Genomic DNA, 14,826 nt, shown 5'->3' on the forward strand with positions numbered 1-14,826 from the left:
CCACACCGGAAAACCACAAACAAACAAGCAAACAAGAAAGGCAAACAAACACCATGCCCATTGACTTCAATCCCCCGTTGTTCGGCAGCAACTCAGATGTTTGGAACACCGTGACCACGATGGCCAACACGCTGAACCAAGAGACCACGCAGGTGATGACCGACGCCTCGCAAACGGACTTCTCCGACCCCGGCGCTGTGGTGCTGCTGCAGATGCGCGTGAACCAGGTGACGAACGCAGCCACGGCTGTTTCCAACCTTGTGAAAGCGATCCAGGAGCCCGCGAAGAACGCTGTCAGCAACCTTCGCTAGGTTCTGGCCCATCAACGTTAGAACCACGTCTGCCAGTGCATGATCCCGATCGATTCTGAGCTCGTCCGTCTTTTGATGCGCATAGGCTACCTGGCCGCATGGAATGGTCTCTACAAAGAGGCTGTCGCCGTCTTTGACGGCGTACAAGCTGTGCGACCAGAGAGCGAGATTCCCATCATAGGAGGGGCAGTAGTCGCCATCCTCTCGGGCAACCCCGAGGTGGCCATCAAATCGCTGAAGGAAGGTGCATTGACCCTGAATCCCGGCTCTGACCTCGCCCGCGCCCATCTGGGCTGCGCGTTGAGACTTCAGGGCCGGGAGGAGGAGGGGCAGGCTATCTTGCAGGAGGTCGCCAGCACTTCCTCGCAACCTGACGCCCGGGCGATGGCGACCAATTTGTTGTCGCTGTCTTCCGACCATCTGGCACCCAAACGCAACTTTCTATGAGCGTACCTCTTGTCGCCCTTCCCGTCCAAGCGCAGACTGCCGTCGCAGCCACTGCGGCCGTGCCTGCTCCGCTGGGGGTGTCCTCGCCCCAAGATCTGGAGCAACTGCGGGCCATGATTGCCAGCACAGCGGCACCCGCCGTTGCGCCTGCCCAAGCTCCGGCCGCCCCCGCAGCTGCAAACGCAGTGGGGCATACGGAGTTCACCACATTGGGAGACTCCATCCTCGATGGCATTTCCCATTTCAACACCGGCTATCATGACTCGATGAGCGCCATCAACTCCCGTTTGGAGCACATCTCCAGCGCCGGTCCGCTCAAGCTCGGGACCGATTTCGGTGAGATCATGGCTCTTCAAATTGAAGTCGCCCGATGGAGCATGTCGGTGATGGGCGTGGACAACGCCTCCAAAGCCGGCACCAACACCATCAAGGAACTCAGCCGCGGCGGTTGAGCCAGCCAGGTGCATCTGACGGATGGGGCTGCGGCATCCACGCGCCCTCGTCCGCGGCACCTGTCATCTGTTTGATTTTTGCATTTCCTCTTTCGCCCTATTTCATGGCTCCCCTCTCTCGAATCACTCTTTGTCTTTGTGGCCTGCTGCTGGTGAGCTGTGCCAAGCAGGTGCCCCTCTTCAGCGATCTGCGTGAGGAAGAAGCCAACGAGGTCATGGCCGCTCTGATGGAGCGTGATGTCGCCTGCACCAAGACACCGGGCAAGGAAGACAAGTGGGCCTTGCAAGTGAAGTCCGAGGACTTCCCCTTTGCCATGCAGACGCTACAGGCGATGGGCCTTCCCCGCCAGAGCTTCCAGCGCATGGGCGAAATTTTCCAGAAGTCCGGGCTGGTCAGTTCCCCGACGGAAGAACGCGTGCGTTTCATCTATGCCTTGAGCCAGGAGCTCTCGGAGACTTTCATGAAGATCGACGGGGTGGTGGCCGCCCGCGTCCACATCGCCCTGCCGGACACGGATCCTCTGGCAGAAGAGACCAATCCCGCTTCGGCGGCGGTCTTCATCAAGTGCCGCCCAGGATACAATCTCGCGAACAACACGCAGGACCTGAAAAACCTGGTGACCCGCAGCGTGGAAGGACTGAAACCTGAGAACGTGGAGCTGGTGATCACTTCGGCTGAGGCGATGGAGCCGGTGCGTCGCAAGGAAAAGGTGGAGACGACCAAGGCGGCCGGCCTGCTGGCGACGCTGCCTCCCTGGGGTGTGCCGACGGCAGCCGCCGCAGGTGGATTCCTCCTCGCCACTGCGGTCTTTCTCATGTTCCGCAAGGCCAACCCCAAGTCTGCCTCATGAACCTGCCGCAATGGTATGCAGAACTTGCCCTCCGTCAGCCGGACCTGTTTCGGTTGATTGGTGACTTTCAGGGGAAGCCCCAGCACTGGGCTCACCCGGATCGGCTTGCGGCCCTGCCTCATGCCGATGTTCTGGCGTTCCTGGCGAACTCTTCGGTTGGCCAGAGGCATGCCTCCCGCTGGGCAACCGCCCAACTGGGACTGGATCACGTGCCGGGCTGGTGGGATTTCTCCCCACCGCGTCGCCGGCTGGTATTGATGAGCTGGATGACGTTGGAGAAGCTGGCCTGCTATTGTGGCGCAACCATCCACGCGACCAAGATCGCAGCCACCATCGCCCGGGTGCAAACCATGGAACTGAAGGCGGCCATTGGAGCTGCCGCCCACGCCTTTGCCTTGCGGCGGGGCCGCATGATGGCGGCACCTGCGCTGCCCCAACTGACCGCCGGGATTCAGGGCAGCCTCGGCCAGCAGGTGCTGGCCACCGGCTGGGCCACGGTCTTGGGCATGCTTTCTGACGAGCCCTCTGAGCTGATGCGCAGGTTCTGGGTAAAACTGCCGCCTTCCCTGCAGCAGGAAGCCGCTCCCAAGCTGGCAACCGAGGAGTGCGACCAGATCTGGACCTTCGTCCGGAAGATCGGCAATGAAGTTTTTACCAAGGAGGAAATGGCATGCTTTGCCTAAATGCAACGGGAGTGGCCATTGAGCCGAACGCGAAGGTGGTCAAGGCGGAAGACTACGCCGTGGTCGCGGGTGCGAAGGCGATTGTGGATGCCGCAGTGAGTGAGTCCATCCGGCTGCGAAAGGCCGGGCAGGTGGACGCGGACCAGAAGCGCGCCGAGGCGCAGACCGAGTATGAACGCCGCCGCGAGGAGGGGTTCAAGGAAGGTCAGGAAGAGGGCAAGGCAGAGATTGCCGGGCAGATCATGGAATGCATGACCCAGAGCGCCGCCTACTTTTCCAAGGTTGAGGGTGTGATGGTCGATCTGGTGCTGCGGGCGCTGCGCCGCGTGCTGGGAACCTTTGAGCAGAAGGAGATTGTCGAGCAGGCGGTGCGTCATGCGCTGGAAACCACCCGCAATGAAGGGCATGTGACCGTTCGCGTGGCCCCGGCCCAGGCCGAGTGGCTCCAGTCTCGAGTGCAGTCCATGCTGGAGTCCTGCCCCAAGGTTCAGTTCCTGGAAGTGCTGCCCGACGAGCGCCTCGCGGAAGACGGCTGTGTGCTGGAGACGGAGATCGGCGTCGTGGACGCGAGCATCCAGACCCAGTTGCGGGCCATTGAGAAGGCGCTGATCAACTCCCTAAAATAATTTCCATTATCCCAAACTCCCCCAAGCCAGACATGACGTTGCGACCCACCATGGACTTTGAAGCCCTCAACCGGCGTCTGATGCGCGGGGTGGAGACGGCGCGTCCCCTGGTGCCGCGTGGCCGGGTGGTGCAGGTGGTGGGCACCATCATCCAGGCCTATGCGCCTGGGGTGAAGATCGGAGAGCTCTGCCATCTGCGGAATCCCTGGCAGGAACATGGCCTGATGGCGGAAGTGGTGGGCTTTGCCAAGAATCTGGTGCTGCTGACGCCGCTGGGCGAGCTGGAGGGCATCTCCTCCTCCACCGAGGTGACGCCTACTGGAGAGGTGCACCGCGTGCCCGTGGGGCCCGCGATGCTGGGCCGCGTGCTGGACGGACTGGGCAACCCGTCTGACGGGAAGGGCCCGATTGAAATTGAGGAATACTACGCGGTGACGGCGGATCCGCCGAACGCGATGACCCGCCAGCTGATCTCCACACCCATCCATCTGGGCGTGCGGGCGCTGGACGGTCTGCTTACTTGTGGTGAAGGGCAGCGTATGGGCATCTTTGCCGCGGCAGGTGGCGGCAAGAGCACCCTGTTGAGCCAGATCATCCGCAACACTGAGGCCGATATCGTGGTGCTTTCGCTGATCGGTGAACGTGGCCGTGAGGTGCGCGAGTTCCTGGAGCGAGATCTGGGTGAAGATGGTGTGAAGCGTGCAGTGACGGTGATTGCGACCTCTGACCGTCCGGCCATGGAGCGTCTCAAGTGCGCTTATGTCGCCACGGCCATTGCCGAGTATTTCCGTGACAAGGGCCGGAAGGTGCTCCTGCTCATGGACTCTGTGACACGCTTTGCCCGTGCCTTGCGCGAGATCGGCCTGGCAGCGGGCGAGCCGCCCACCCGGCGTGGTTTCCCTCCCTCCGTATTCGCCACCCTGCCCAAGATGATGGAGCGCGCAGGCTGCTCCGCGAACGGTTCGATCACCGCCCTGTACACCGTGCTGGTGGAGGGGGACGACATGACAGAGCCAGTGGCGGATGAAACCCGCTCCATCCTGGACGGTCACATCATCCTTTCCCGAAAACTTGGCTCCGCGAACCACTATCCTGCGATCGACGTCCTCGCGAGTGTGAGCCGCTTGATGACCGCGATCGCAACCCCTGATCACCAACGAGCGGCGGGCAAGCTGCGCAACCTGCTCGCGAAGTATCAAGAGGTGGAGCTGCTAGTGCGGATCGGTGAGTACAAGAAGGGCAGTGATGCCTCTTCCGACGAGGCGATTGCCAAGGTGGATGCCATCAACAATTTCTTGAAACAGGGGCTGCGTGAACAGAGCTCCTTTGAACAAACCCTTCAGGCGATGATGCAACTGGCCCGCTAGCACGGGCACTCCATTCTCTTTCACCTCAACCTCATGGCCCGCTACCTCCTGCAGGATCTCATCTTTGTCCGCGAACATCGCGAGGACAAGGCGAGCAAGGCTGTGACTGCGGCCCGGAGGGTCGTGGCGGAGGCGGAGCAGCTGGTGGAGAAGCGGCAGCAGGAGCTGGAGGACTACAAGGTGTGGCGGGTGGTTGAGGAGCGGCGGCTGATGGACTCCATCATGCTGAAGCCGGTGAAGCTGGGCGACATCACTGACCTGCGTCTTGAGATTGCCGGCATGCGCGAGAAGGAGCTGGACTACATGGACTTGCTCCGCAAGGCCGAGGCAGATCTCGACCGCGCGCGGGAACTTCTGGAAGAAGCCCGCAAAGCCCACATCAAAGCCACCCAGGAACTGGAAAAACTCGTGGAACACCGCCAGCTCTGGCGGCGGGAGCAGGCGCTGGAAGAGGAGCGCCTCGCCGACCTGGAAATGGAAGATTTCACATCCCCCAAATCAGCGCTCTTCAATTTAACCGGGAGTCAAAACCATGAATACAATTAACTCCGCTTCCCATTCCAACCCGGTGACCGAAAGCCCGGCGGGTGAGGCAGTGGCCGAGACGAGTGATCCGTCTGCCCTGGAAATCTTGAAGGCGCTTCTGGAAAAGCCTTCTGGCTCCGGTAGTGGCACCGACGATGGATTCGGTGACGACGACCAGAAAGGACCGGACTGGTCCATGCTGGAAGGTCTGGCCACCCCGGGCGTTCCTCTGCCTGCAACGGTGGTGAGCGGTGATGGCAAAGGTGGGCAGGCGCCCGTTGCCGACACGGGAAGCCAGCCGCAGTTTTCCGCCCCTGTTCTTCCTGGAACCCTTCCTGAGAGCGGGAAGGTGGCCGAGTTCGCTGCCCAAGCTCTAAAGTCCATGGTGAAGGGTGGGGAAGGTGCAGCTCCGCCTGTGGTGGTGGCCGATGCTCCGGCGGAAGCTGCGGCAGTGGAGGTCAAGCCAGACACGCTCGGCTCCGCCATCCTGGACAGCTTTTTCTCGCAATCCAGCGGAGTGTCCGCCCCGGCACCGCCAGCGGCTGCAGAGCCCGCCAGCCCCATGGCCGAACGGGTGGCCCAGATTGAAAACTTGATGAACACCATGGTGGATCGCGTGCTGGTGACAGATCCGCTCTCGGGACAGAATCAGGAGGTTCGGATCAAGTTCCAGGAGGGCATTCTTCCCGGCACGGAGGCCCGAGTCTGGAGAGAAGACGGTCGCGTGATGGTGGAGTTCGTTTCCACTCGCGCGGAATCGGTGCGTTGGCTGGAAGGCAGCATCGCCATGCTCTCGCACCGGCTGGATGAGCGGCTGCATCAAACGGCGCCGTCAGTGGTCACGGTGAATTCTTCGGGCGACGCTCCGTCCGATGGCCGCTCTCGCGAGCGCAACACCCCGTGGGATCAGGCCCGCCAGCAGCAGCAACAGCAGGAGGAAGCGACCGCCTGATCTGAGGCGGCAGGTGTTTCTACTCCCCGCTTGCTTCCGCCAGTCTTCCTCAACACTCTCTTGATTGATGTCCGCCCGAATGCCCTTGGAAATAACCGGCACTGAAGTTAACCTTCAGCCCCTGGCCCTGGAAAAAGTCCGCCCCTTGTTCGCGCGGACGGTTCAGGTCATTGCCGGGAGCAACCGGCCTGTGGCCTTCACCTGGAACGGGCAACCGGCCGTGCTGAAGTTTTCCGCCGTCAAGAGTCTGAGCCCGGCTGCGCGGGTCGCCCGCGTGATCGTGGACGGGCATGAATTCCAGGTGCAACTGGAGCGCCTGCCGGATGTGTCGGCGCTCTCCGCTGCCCTAGCCGGACTGGATCTGGAAGTGCTGCCTGCGGAGCTGGCTTGTGGCGTCATCGCGGCGGCATTGGAGACTGGGCTGAACCAGCTCAAAGGCAAAGGGGTGGATGTGGTGCTGGCAGAACTGCTGCCCGCCGGCTCTCCCGTCAAGGCGGAGGCGGAATCCCTGGCCTTCGTGGTGGAAAAGGACGGGGACCCCGGTTGGATTCGCGGCACCTTGAAGGGTGACGACGCCGGGCTGGAGCACCTGGCCCAGCTCATGGCGCGTGTGCCAGCCCAGGCGGTGCGGAGCCTGAATACACTGCCACTGCTTCTGTCTTTCGTTGCCGGTCGGGTCACCCTTTCGCAACAGGAATTCCGCGAACTGCGCCAGGCGGATGCCGTGCTGGCCGACCTGCAGGGCTGGCGAATCCAAGGCACCTGTGAGGTGCTGATTGCCGGCCGCCGCCATGCCGCTGCCACCTGGCGGGACAAAACCCTGACCATTCAACAATTCATCATGAGCGAACCCGCCCCAACTCCCGCCGCCACCGAGCCTCTGGCCTTGGTGGACCAGCTTGAAGTCGAACTCACCTTTCTAGTGGGGACGCACGCCGCCACGCTCGAGCAACTGCGCAGCCTGGCCCCGGGTGCCTGCATCGAACTCCCCACGCCGGCCAACCAGGCGGTGACGATCTGCGCCAACGGCCGCGCCATCGGCAAGGGTGAGCTGCTGGACATCGGCAACCGCATCGGAGTCCGCATCACGGAGCTGGCCAAAGCATGAACAACCTGCAGCTTCCGGATCCGCTAACGTTGATCGTGCTGGCCTCTGTGCTGGCGCTGATCCCGTTCCTGGCGGTGATGGTCACCTCCTACGTGAAGCTGGTGGTCGTGCTCAGCCTGGTGCGCAATGCCCTGGGCGTGCAACAGATCCCGCCCAACATGGTGCTTAACGGCATCGCGGTGATTCTCACGATCTACATCATGGCCCCGATCGGCCAGCAAACCTTTGCCAACCTGGAAAAGGAGGATCTGAAGAATTTAAGCGTGGAGAGCATCAAGGGCATCATGGACCGGAGCAGCACGCCCATCCGAAAGTTCCTGGCCTACCACACGGCGGACCGGGAAAAGGCGTTCTTCCTCGATACTGCCCGCCGGCTCTGGGGCGACAAGGCCCAGGTGAAGATCGACAAGGATGACTTCTTCGTCCTCATCCCCGCCTTCACGGTGAGCGAGTTGACCGCTGCCTTCCAGATCGGATTCCTGCTCTACCTGCCTTTCATCGCCATCGACCTTATCGTCTCCAACATTTTGCTGGCCATGGGGATGATGATGGTTTCACCCATGACCATCTCCCTGCCGTTCAAGCTCCTGCTCTTCGTCCTGGTGGACGGTTGGGCTCGGTTGATCCACGGACTGGTCATCACCTACGCCATGCCCGGCGGGTGAGAGGCGCGCACCCCTGCTTGTCATGAATCAAGCCTACATTATCGACATCACCAACAAGGCGCTGATTCTGGTGCTGATCCTTTCCCTTCCTCCCATCGTGGTCGCCACGGTGGTGGGGGTGGTCGTGAGCCTTTTCCAGGCCCTCACTCAGGTGCAGGAGCAGACGTTGTCCTTTGCGGTGAAGCTCATTGTCGTGACCGTGGTCATCATTGCCACGGCCTCCTGGACGGGAGCGGAGGTGATCAACTTCACCACGCACATCTTTGACACCTTTCCGACTCTCCGAAGGTGACCTTCGACCTCATAGCGCACCGGGACATCATGCTGACGGTCGCCTTCACCCTGCCCCGGATGATGGCGGCGCTCTCGGTGTCGCCGTTTTTTGCCCAGCAGTTCATCACAGGTATTGCCCGGCAGGTGGTCATCATCAGCCTGACGACGCTGGCCATTCCCATGGTGCATGTGTCCGGTATCCCGCAGGATCCTGACATGCTGTTCTTGATCGGAGTGCTGACCAAGGAGATAGCCATCGGCATGCTGCTGGGCTTTGTGACGGGGATGGCCTTCTGGATTGCCGAGGGAACTGGCTTCTTCATCGACAACCAGCGAGGCAGCTCCATGGCGGAGATGTTTGACCCGATGTCAGGTGAGAGCACTTCGCCCTTCGGCCTTTTGTTTGCCCGCATCATCGGTGTCTTCTTCTTTGTGGGAGGTGGCTTTATGGCCTTCCTCACCATCATGTACGACAGCTATGTGCACTGGCCGGTGTTCTCCTGGTTCCCGAAGATGGAGCCGGCATTCCCGATCGTGTTCCTGCATGTGCTGGACAAGATGATGGGATTGATCGTCACCTTTGCGGCGCCTCTGGTCATCGCCATGTTCATCGCGGAGTTCGGCATGGGGTTGATGAACCGGTTCAGCCCCCAGTTGAACGTGTTCTTCCTGGCCATGCCGGTGAAGAGTGGCATTGCTGCCGTCTTGATCATCTTCTACCTCGTGTTCCTGGTGGGCTTCCTGCGCAATGAGTTCCCAACGCCGGGCCAGATTCGGGTGTTCTATAACAAGATCTTTGAGTGAGCGAGAAGAACGAGCCACCAACCCCGAAGAAGCTTCGCGACGCCCGCAAGAAGGGTCAGGTCGCGAAGAGTCAGGATGTGGGCACTGCGGCCCTGACCATTGCGAGTTTTGTCACGATCGGGATCATGTGGCCCTCCATGGTGGAGCAGGCGAAGGAGCTCATCCTTCTGCCGGTCCAGTATTACCACAAGCCCTTCCAACAGGGCTCCATGGAGCTGATGCTGGCGATTGGCCGGAAGGTTCTCCTCATGTCCATGCCCATCCTCATGGTGGTGATGGTGGTGGGCCTGGCGGCGGGTTTTGGTCAGATTGGGTTCATGCTCACGTTTGAGCCCCTCAAGCCTGAGCTGAAGAAGCTCAACCCGATGGACAAAGCCAAGCAGATCTTTTCGATGAAGAGCCTGGTGGAGCTGCTCAAATCCACCATCAAGGTAGGGGTGATCGGGATCATCATCTACTATGTTACCAAGGCGAGCCTGGACCCGTTGACACGGCTGCCCTATGGCGGCGAGGAGTCGGTGCTCACGGCGTTGCAGCCGATGATCAAGGCGCTGACGATGAATGTGGTCATGGCGTACATCATCATCGCAGCGGCCGACTTCTTTTTCCAAAAATATCAGCACATCAAGCAGCTGAAGATGTCGAAGGATGAGGTCAAGCGTGAGTACAAGGAGAGCGAAGGCAATCCTGAAATCAAAGGCAAGCGCAAACAACTCGCCCAGGAGGCGGCTCAGAGCGACACCATGGGACGCACCCGCAAAGCTTCAGTGGTAGTGACCAACCCCACCCATCTGGCCATCGCCATCTACTATGATGAGAACGATGACAAGATGCCGCGGGTGCTGGCGAAGGGGGAGGACCATGTCGCCAGGCGCATGGTAGAGGTGGCTCGTGAGGAGGGCATCCCCGTCATGCAGCATGTCCCGTTGGCCAGGGCGCTGTATGAGAACGTGGACATTGACCGCTTCGTGCCCAGCGACCTCATCGAGCCCATGGCCGAGGTGCTGCGCTGGGTGCAGGAGTGGAAAGAACTTCGCTGAGTTACGGCAAGTCGGTCGCGCAACGCAATTGTCACATCGCGGCGTGTAAGCGTGAAGGGGTGCCGGGCATAGTTTGGTGGAATCACCAGCTGTTGCCATGGACCAAACCTCTACGATCTCCAGACAGTCATCCGTAACCTCCCTGCCTCAACTGGCACCACCCGAGCCCTCCGGCGGTGGCCTGCAGCAGGTGGATCCACCCAAGCCCAAAGGGCAGGTGCCGCCTACGGACATGCAGCGCACGGCCCCTTCGTCTTTCAAGACGCAGGGACTGAAGGTGTCTGACAAGGGCAGGGCCCGCATGCAGAAGACGCTGGACGCCCGCGCCGCGAAGCAGGCCAAGTTTGACAGCCCACCTTCCAGCGGGCCGGAGCGCGACAAGGTGTTGAAGGAGAAGAGCAAGGACACGCAGTCGCGGTTCCAGAAATTCCTCAAGGAGTTCAAGTCTGTCTTCAAGAACACCGGCAAGGCCGTCAAGGCCGGCGGGGATGGAGCAAAGTACATCGGAGGCAGCGGGCATGACGTTTCCAAGATCACCGGCGGGATCGGTGCGGGAGCCCAGATCGTGGAGACCGTCTCTGACCTGTATCTGGCGAAGGTGAAGATCGACAAAGCCAAGAGCGATCTGGAGATCGTGAAGGAGTTCTCCCCCGAGAAGATGAAGCAGGAGGAGGCGAACTTGCGCGGTGTCCGCAGCGATGTGCTGAAGATCAAGGGCAAGCTGGAAGGACACGTGGACAAGGCCAAGAGCCTGGTGAAGACCGCCACAACCCAGCTCAAGAGCCTCGACCGCGATCTTCAACTCAAGGACGCGGAGATCGGCATCATCAAAGGCAAGCTCAAGGGCATCCATGAAAACATCCAGCTGATGCGCGACCGCGGCTACGGGGAGGACTTCCTGGTGGAGCAGGGCGTCGAGCTGCAGGGCATGCTCGATGACCTTCAAGGGCAGCGCGACGACCTGGCGGCCAAACGGGAGGCGTGCAGCAAGAAGGTGGATGCGCGGCAGACCAAACTGGACGGGTTGCAGGAAAAACTCACGGAATGCAACGACCTGCTGAAGACGGTGGATGACGCGCTCGCCAAGAACACCACCACCGGACGCATGAAAGGCCGGGTGGCGGAGAAGGATCTCAACAGCTACAACGACAACGTGGGTCTGGAACGTGCCAAGATGGTGAAGTCCCTCTGGGATGGTCAGAAGGCGGTCCTGGACATCGGGACCATCAGCTCTGCCGGCACCCAGGTGGTGAGTGAAGGGTTCAAGCTCGCAGGCGGCGTCACCGGCGTGGTGGTGGGACCGCTCACCGTGGCGGTGAACAGTTACGAGTTCTACAATGACGTGACAGACAACCGGGTGTTTCTGGCCCTGAAGAAGAAGTCCACCGATGCGCTTGGCCGCACGGATGTCATCAAGCAGGATGATGTGGAACTGCTGGCGATTGCAGAGCGTCTGCGTCTGAAGCAGAAGAAGCAGTCCGTGGACAAAGGGCTGAGCGCCACAAAGAACTTCTTCGGTGCACTGGGCGGTGTGGGGACAGCCACGGCGGGAGCGGTGGCCATTGCCGTGACGGCGGGCGCGGTTTCTGCAACGGCAGCCGGAGTGGTGATCGCCACGCCGATTGGCTGGGCCCTGGCGGGCGGAGCAGCATTGGCGGCGATCGGATACGGCATCTACAAGCTGGCGAGACACATCAACAGCAAGGGCATCAAAGATGCGTTGCAGACCACGCTGAAAAACCTCAATGGTCAGGACGGCACCAAGAAGATCTCTGACCTGGGGCTGGAAGGCAAGGACGCCAAGGCCATGACGCGGGTCACGGACAAGATGATCAAGGCGCTGAAGGCGCAGGGCATCACGGCCAAGGCCTCCGACTTCACGGTCGCTGATGTGCAGGCTTATGCTTCCAGCAAGCTGCTCGCGCGAGACAGCGGTGTGGCCACGGCCTCACTCTACCATCGGTTCAAGGAAGAACTGACGGATCACTTCGCGCAAAAGGGCATCACCGACCCCACCGAGCAGGACATGGAAGATTACCTGAAAGCGAAGAAGGATGAGCGGCCTGTGGGCACCGCCGTGGGGCTGATGAGCACGCTGGGGCTGAGCCTCAACAAGGCTGAGGCGCTGGACATGTTCCGGGACAGCAGTTCCTCGGACTCCATCAAGTTCCTCACCAAGAAGCTGAAGCTCGCCTGATGGCGGACCTGGACGGCACGGCACTCACGCAACGAATCCACAAAGCACGAACCCATCAACCTGACCCCATACCATGACTGAGCAAACGCAATCCCCGCTGGCCATCCTGGCCGGCCCACTGGAAGACCTCGAGTACTATGTTGATCTGAAACCTGTGCAGGAGGACGGGCTCTATGAACGGCTCTATCTCACCCTGGATGTGGATGAAGAGCGTCCAGAGCTGGAGTACGGGCTGGAGATCTACTTCATCAATGACGTGATGGAGGCATTCGGCAGTGACACGGATGCGGAGGAGGCGGTGATCACGCAGTTCATGCTGATCCTGCCCTTCAGCTTCCCGGCAGAGACGCTGCTGGAGGCCATGCGCCTGTGCAACTATGTGAACCGCCTGCTTCCGCTGGGGGCCTTCGGCGTAAGCGAGGAAGATGGGGCGGTGTTTCTCCGCTACTGCCTGGCGTCTGATTCCCGCGCGGTGCCGGAGAGCGTTGTGATCGAGGTGGTGCAGGCGCTGGAGTTTGCCTGCCGGGAGTACGGCCCGCACTTTGAGAAGATCTCCCAAGGACAGTCCGCGGTGAAAGAGTTCCTCGGAAGGTTCGAGGAGAGTGGCCACCAGATCCCGAGTGTGGGGAGTCCGGAGCTGTTCCGCGCGAGCTGAGCCCTGTGGTCGCGGCCTTTGAGCAACGAGTCATGAGGGAGGTCCGGTGACGGGCCTCCCTTTTTTTAATCTCTCTGAAGGTCAGATGCGCATTCCGAACGCCAGCAAGCCTTCATGCTCGGCGTGCGAGGCCGCGCCCTGCGAAGGCGCACGGACGGCGTCCAGGTCACTTCGCACGTTGAGTGCGGTATCGAGGAAATTTTCCATCACTGTGGAAAAGGTGGCGGGGTCCAGCGCCTCGACCGGCTGGTTGAAGCAGAGGACGACCTGATTCTCCCGGGCATCCACCGCCAGGGTGGCGCCGTTGGTCTGGGCGCAGAGGAGGTTGCGTTCCAGCAGTTCCGTGAGGAAGGCCTCGCGCTCCTGGGAAGGCAGCTCGCAGAGCGGGCTGTAGAAGTGAAGGGTGGCACCGTCAGAGGACAGTTCCAGCACCATGTCCAGCAGCTCCTGGTATTCGAAAGCGCAGACGCCCGAGTCATTCAGTCTCGCCCCGATCAAGCCTCTTGAGGCGCCAAACTCCGACAGAAGGTCATTCACCCGATCCCGTGCCTTGGTGTTCATGGTCCACGATTGTACTGGAATGCCCCGGGGGCGCATGTCACGATTCCGCCACACCGGTTTGTAGAGGCAAAAAGGGGGCGATCTCTGTCCTGAATGTAACTCACACCTGCCGGTGGACAGAAAGTAACTGGGGCAGTGCATGCAGAGGCCAATGCGCACATGCAGCCCGGGTGCTTCCGAAACACATCACCATGAACGTAAATAACAACAACTATAACATCTCCACCACGGGCGGGCTGGGAGCCACCGGGCAGACTGGCGACATCGGCCAGTTGGATGGAATGACGCTGACCCAGGGAGCCACCGCCCCCAAAAAGAGCTTCAAGGCGCAGGTGAAGGAGTTTTTTCGCGAGATCGGCCAGTTCTTCAAATCACTGACCCAGCGCAAGGCCACGGTGGGCGAGCCCCAGACGGCCAGGACTGGCAAGAAAGGTGATGGCGGTCCTCTGCTGGGGGACGGGCTGAAAGAGCCGGATTTCAGCAAGGCCAAATCCTTCAAGCCCATGTCTTCCGGCAATGGGGGAGCCTGTTTTGTGAAGCTGGAGGATTCCACTGTGGTGATCAAAGGCGGCTCCCAAACCGGGGCCATCCGTGAAGTGTATGGCGCACAATTGGCCCGTGAACTGGGGCTGCCTGCTCCGGAAACCCGTCTGCTGACCTCTCAAGAAAAGGCACAGATCGCTCAGGGCATGCGTGAGCAGGGTGTGACCATGCCCGACCGTAATGGAGGGGATGACGCTCCGATCATCGTGATGGAACACGTGAACGGCAAGACGGTGGATGAGGCAGGCAAGGCGGGCAAAACCAGCAGCAAGGACTTGGCAAAGTCGTTCGGCAAATGGCTGGCCTTCGCGGCCTTTATCAAGGAGCCGGACACCTTCCATGGACTGGTCTCTGGCCGCGAATACACCACTGGCGGCGGGATCAACTCGTCCAACTTCATGATTGATCCCAAACATCCCGAACTGGGGATCGTGGGAATCGACCAGAATGTGGGGGGATCGGACGAAAGCGGGGCGCTGGACGATGTCCTGTCCGGCAACGAGGCATTCTTCGACAGAGCGGCGCAACACGTCGCCCGGGCGGCTGGCGATGATGCGGATCCAGAATCTCTGGTCGATATGGTAAAGGAGGGGGCCAAAGAGACGCTGGATGCGATTTCGAAGATGAGTCCTGATCGAATTGAGGAGATGGGCCGTGAGCTGGGGATCGATGACAAGACCATCCGGGCGCTCAAGGCTCGTCAGGCCCTCGTCACAGGGAATTGAGGCAATTTCTTCAGTCGTGAAAAGATTTCGTCAAACCGTGT

General features: G+C 60.7%; 18 protein-coding genes. 17 read left to right on the forward strand and 1 reads right to left on the reverse strand.

Annotation, left to right across the window (positions count from 1 at the left end):
* Positions 1 to 53: 53 nt before the first annotated feature.
* The 16 genes from BV034_RS01950 (at position 54) to BV034_RS02025 (ending at position 12,956) form a co-directional block, all read left to right on the forward strand.
* Positions 54 to 311 (forward strand): hypothetical protein, encoded by a 258-nt coding sequence (locus BV034_RS01950; RefSeq protein WP_265592523.1) that lies wholly within the window; start codon positions 54 to 56, stop codon positions 309 to 311.
* 39 nt (positions 312 to 350) lie between these two features.
* The gene (locus tag BV034_RS01955) at positions 351 to 758 is read left to right on the forward strand and encodes a hypothetical protein (protein ID WP_050023588.1); all 408 of its coding nucleotides are present in this window, start codon (positions 351 to 353) and stop codon (positions 756 to 758) included.
* A complete protein-coding gene (locus tag BV034_RS01960) occupies positions 755 to 1,210 on the forward strand; it encodes a hypothetical protein (protein ID WP_050023590.1) in 456 nt (151 codons plus the stop codon). Before BV034_RS01955 ends, BV034_RS01960 begins: the two co-directional genes overlap by 4 nt.
* Before the next feature lie 104 nt (positions 1,211 to 1,314).
* Positions 1,315 to 2,061, forward strand: a complete 747-nt coding sequence (gene sctJ, locus BV034_RS01965) for a type III secretion inner membrane ring lipoprotein SctJ (protein ID WP_050023592.1) — start codon at positions 1,315 to 1,317, stop codon at positions 2,059 to 2,061.
* Complete coding sequence (locus BV034_RS01970; protein WP_050023594.1) at positions 2,058 to 2,744, forward strand: SctK family type III secretion system sorting platform protein; 687 nt, start codon at positions 2,058 to 2,060, stop codon at positions 2,742 to 2,744. Before sctJ ends, BV034_RS01970 begins: the two co-directional genes overlap by 4 nt.
* Entirely contained in the window at positions 2,732 to 3,370 is a 639-nt protein-coding gene (locus tag BV034_RS01975) for an HrpE/YscL family type III secretion apparatus protein (RefSeq protein ID WP_063768648.1), read from the forward strand. Before BV034_RS01970 ends, BV034_RS01975 begins: the two co-directional genes overlap by 13 nt.
* Positions 3,371 to 3,402: 32 nt before the next feature.
* Positions 3,403 to 4,737: a type III secretion system ATPase SctN gene (sctN, locus tag BV034_RS01980; protein ID WP_304944974.1), complete on the forward strand. Its 1,335-nt coding sequence runs from the start codon at positions 3,403 to 3,405 to the stop codon at positions 4,735 to 4,737.
* A 33-nt stretch (positions 4,738 to 4,770) separates the two neighbouring features.
* On the forward strand, positions 4,771 to 5,283 hold the full coding sequence (locus BV034_RS01985; RefSeq protein ID WP_050023598.1) for a type III secretion protein: 513 nt from the start codon (positions 4,771 to 4,773) through the stop codon (positions 5,281 to 5,283).
* Positions 5,270 to 6,214: a hypothetical protein gene (locus tag BV034_RS01990; RefSeq protein ID WP_265592524.1), complete on the forward strand. Its 945-nt coding sequence runs from the start codon at positions 5,270 to 5,272 to the stop codon at positions 6,212 to 6,214. Before BV034_RS01985 ends, BV034_RS01990 begins: the two co-directional genes overlap by 14 nt.
* A gap of 67 nt (positions 6,215 to 6,281) precedes the next feature.
* Positions 6,282 to 7,322 (forward strand): type III secretion system cytoplasmic ring protein SctQ, encoded by a 1,041-nt coding sequence (gene sctQ / locus BV034_RS01995; protein ID WP_081887522.1) that lies wholly within the window; start codon positions 6,282 to 6,284, stop codon positions 7,320 to 7,322.
* Positions 7,319 to 7,987, forward strand: a complete 669-nt coding sequence (gene sctR / locus BV034_RS02000) for a type III secretion system export apparatus subunit SctR (RefSeq protein ID WP_038160593.1) — start codon at positions 7,319 to 7,321, stop codon at positions 7,985 to 7,987. Before sctQ ends, sctR begins: the two co-directional genes overlap by 4 nt.
* A gap of 22 nt (positions 7,988 to 8,009) precedes the next feature.
* A complete protein-coding gene (gene sctS, locus BV034_RS02005) occupies positions 8,010 to 8,279 on the forward strand; it encodes a type III secretion system export apparatus subunit SctS (protein WP_009965797.1) in 270 nt (89 codons plus the stop codon).
* Positions 8,276 to 9,064, forward strand: coding sequence for a type III secretion system export apparatus subunit SctT (sctT, locus tag BV034_RS02010; protein WP_050023604.1), 789 nt, complete (start codon positions 8,276 to 8,278; stop codon positions 9,062 to 9,064). The genes sctS and sctT overlap by 4 nt, the downstream gene beginning before the upstream one ends.
* Positions 9,061 to 10,104 (forward strand): type III secretion system export apparatus subunit SctU, encoded by a 1,044-nt coding sequence (sctU, locus tag BV034_RS02015; protein WP_050023607.1) that lies wholly within the window; start codon positions 9,061 to 9,063, stop codon positions 10,102 to 10,104. Before sctT ends, sctU begins: the two co-directional genes overlap by 4 nt.
* A 97-nt stretch (positions 10,105 to 10,201) precedes the next feature.
* A complete protein-coding gene (locus BV034_RS02020) occupies positions 10,202 to 12,301 on the forward strand; it encodes a hypothetical protein (protein ID WP_050023609.1) in 2,100 nt (699 codons plus the stop codon).
* A 73-nt stretch (positions 12,302 to 12,374) separates the two neighbouring features.
* Positions 12,375 to 12,956 carry a YbjN domain-containing protein gene (locus BV034_RS02025; RefSeq protein ID WP_050023611.1) on the forward strand — a complete coding sequence of 194 codons (582 nt, stop codon included), beginning with the start codon at positions 12,375 to 12,377 and terminating at the stop codon, positions 12,954 to 12,956.
* Between the two features lie 81 nt (positions 12,957 to 13,037).
* Here BV034_RS02025 and BV034_RS02030 read toward each other — a convergent pair whose 3' ends face one another.
* Positions 13,038 to 13,517, reverse strand: coding sequence for a CesT family type III secretion system chaperone (locus BV034_RS02030; protein ID WP_050023612.1), 480 nt, complete (start codon positions 13,515 to 13,517; stop codon positions 13,038 to 13,040).
* A 191-nt stretch (positions 13,518 to 13,708) separates the two neighbouring features.
* Here BV034_RS02030 and BV034_RS02035 point away from each other — a divergent pair, with 191 nt between their 5' ends.
* Positions 13,709 to 14,785 carry a hypothetical protein gene (locus BV034_RS02035; RefSeq protein ID WP_050023614.1) on the forward strand — a complete coding sequence of 359 codons (1,077 nt, stop codon included), beginning with the start codon at positions 13,709 to 13,711 and terminating at the stop codon, positions 14,783 to 14,785.
* Positions 14,786 to 14,826 lie beyond the last annotated feature (41 nt).

It is taken from the genome of Verrucomicrobium sp. BvORR034, from assembly GCF_000739635.1.
GTDB lineage: Bacteria > Verrucomicrobiota > Verrucomicrobiia > Verrucomicrobiales > Verrucomicrobiaceae > Verrucomicrobium.

Coding starts and splice junctions, on each gene's coding strand:
- sctJ (WP_050023592.1), top strand. CDS start 1,315: ATGGCTCCCCTCTCTCGAATCACTCTTTGTCTTTGTGGCCTGCTGCTG.
- BV034_RS01960 (WP_050023590.1), top strand. CDS start 755: ATGAGCGTACCTCTTGTCGCCCTTCCCGTCCAAGCGCAGACTGCCGTC.
- BV034_RS01955 (WP_050023588.1), top strand. CDS start 351: ATGATCCCGATCGATTCTGAGCTCGTCCGTCTTTTGATGCGCATAGGC.
- BV034_RS02025 (WP_050023611.1), top strand. CDS start 12,375: ATGACTGAGCAAACGCAATCCCCGCTGGCCATCCTGGCCGGCCCACTG.
- BV034_RS02020 (WP_050023609.1), top strand. CDS start 10,202: ATGGACCAAACCTCTACGATCTCCAGACAGTCATCCGTAACCTCCCTG.
- BV034_RS01975 (WP_063768648.1), top strand. CDS start 2,732: ATGCTTTGCCTAAATGCAACGGGAGTGGCCATTGAGCCGAACGCGAAG.
- BV034_RS02035 (WP_050023614.1), top strand. CDS start 13,709: ATGAACGTAAATAACAACAACTATAACATCTCCACCACGGGCGGGCTG.
- sctR (WP_038160593.1), top strand. CDS start 7,319: ATGAACAACCTGCAGCTTCCGGATCCGCTAACGTTGATCGTGCTGGCC.
- BV034_RS01985 (WP_050023598.1), top strand. CDS start 4,771: ATGGCCCGCTACCTCCTGCAGGATCTCATCTTTGTCCGCGAACATCGC.
- BV034_RS01970 (WP_050023594.1), top strand. CDS start 2,058: ATGAACCTGCCGCAATGGTATGCAGAACTTGCCCTCCGTCAGCCGGAC.
- sctS (WP_009965797.1), top strand. CDS start 8,010: ATGAATCAAGCCTACATTATCGACATCACCAACAAGGCGCTGATTCTG.
- sctQ (WP_081887522.1), top strand. CDS start 6,282: ATGTCCGCCCGAATGCCCTTGGAAATAACCGGCACTGAAGTTAACCTT.
- BV034_RS02030 (WP_050023612.1), bottom strand. CDS start 13,517: ATGAACACCAAGGCACGGGATCGGGTGAATGACCTTCTGTCGGAGTTT.
- BV034_RS01950 (WP_265592523.1), top strand. CDS start 54: ATGCCCATTGACTTCAATCCCCCGTTGTTCGGCAGCAACTCAGATGTT.
- BV034_RS01990 (WP_265592524.1), top strand. CDS start 5,270: ATGAATACAATTAACTCCGCTTCCCATTCCAACCCGGTGACCGAAAGC.
- sctN (WP_304944974.1), top strand. CDS start 3,403: ATGACGTTGCGACCCACCATGGACTTTGAAGCCCTCAACCGGCGTCTG.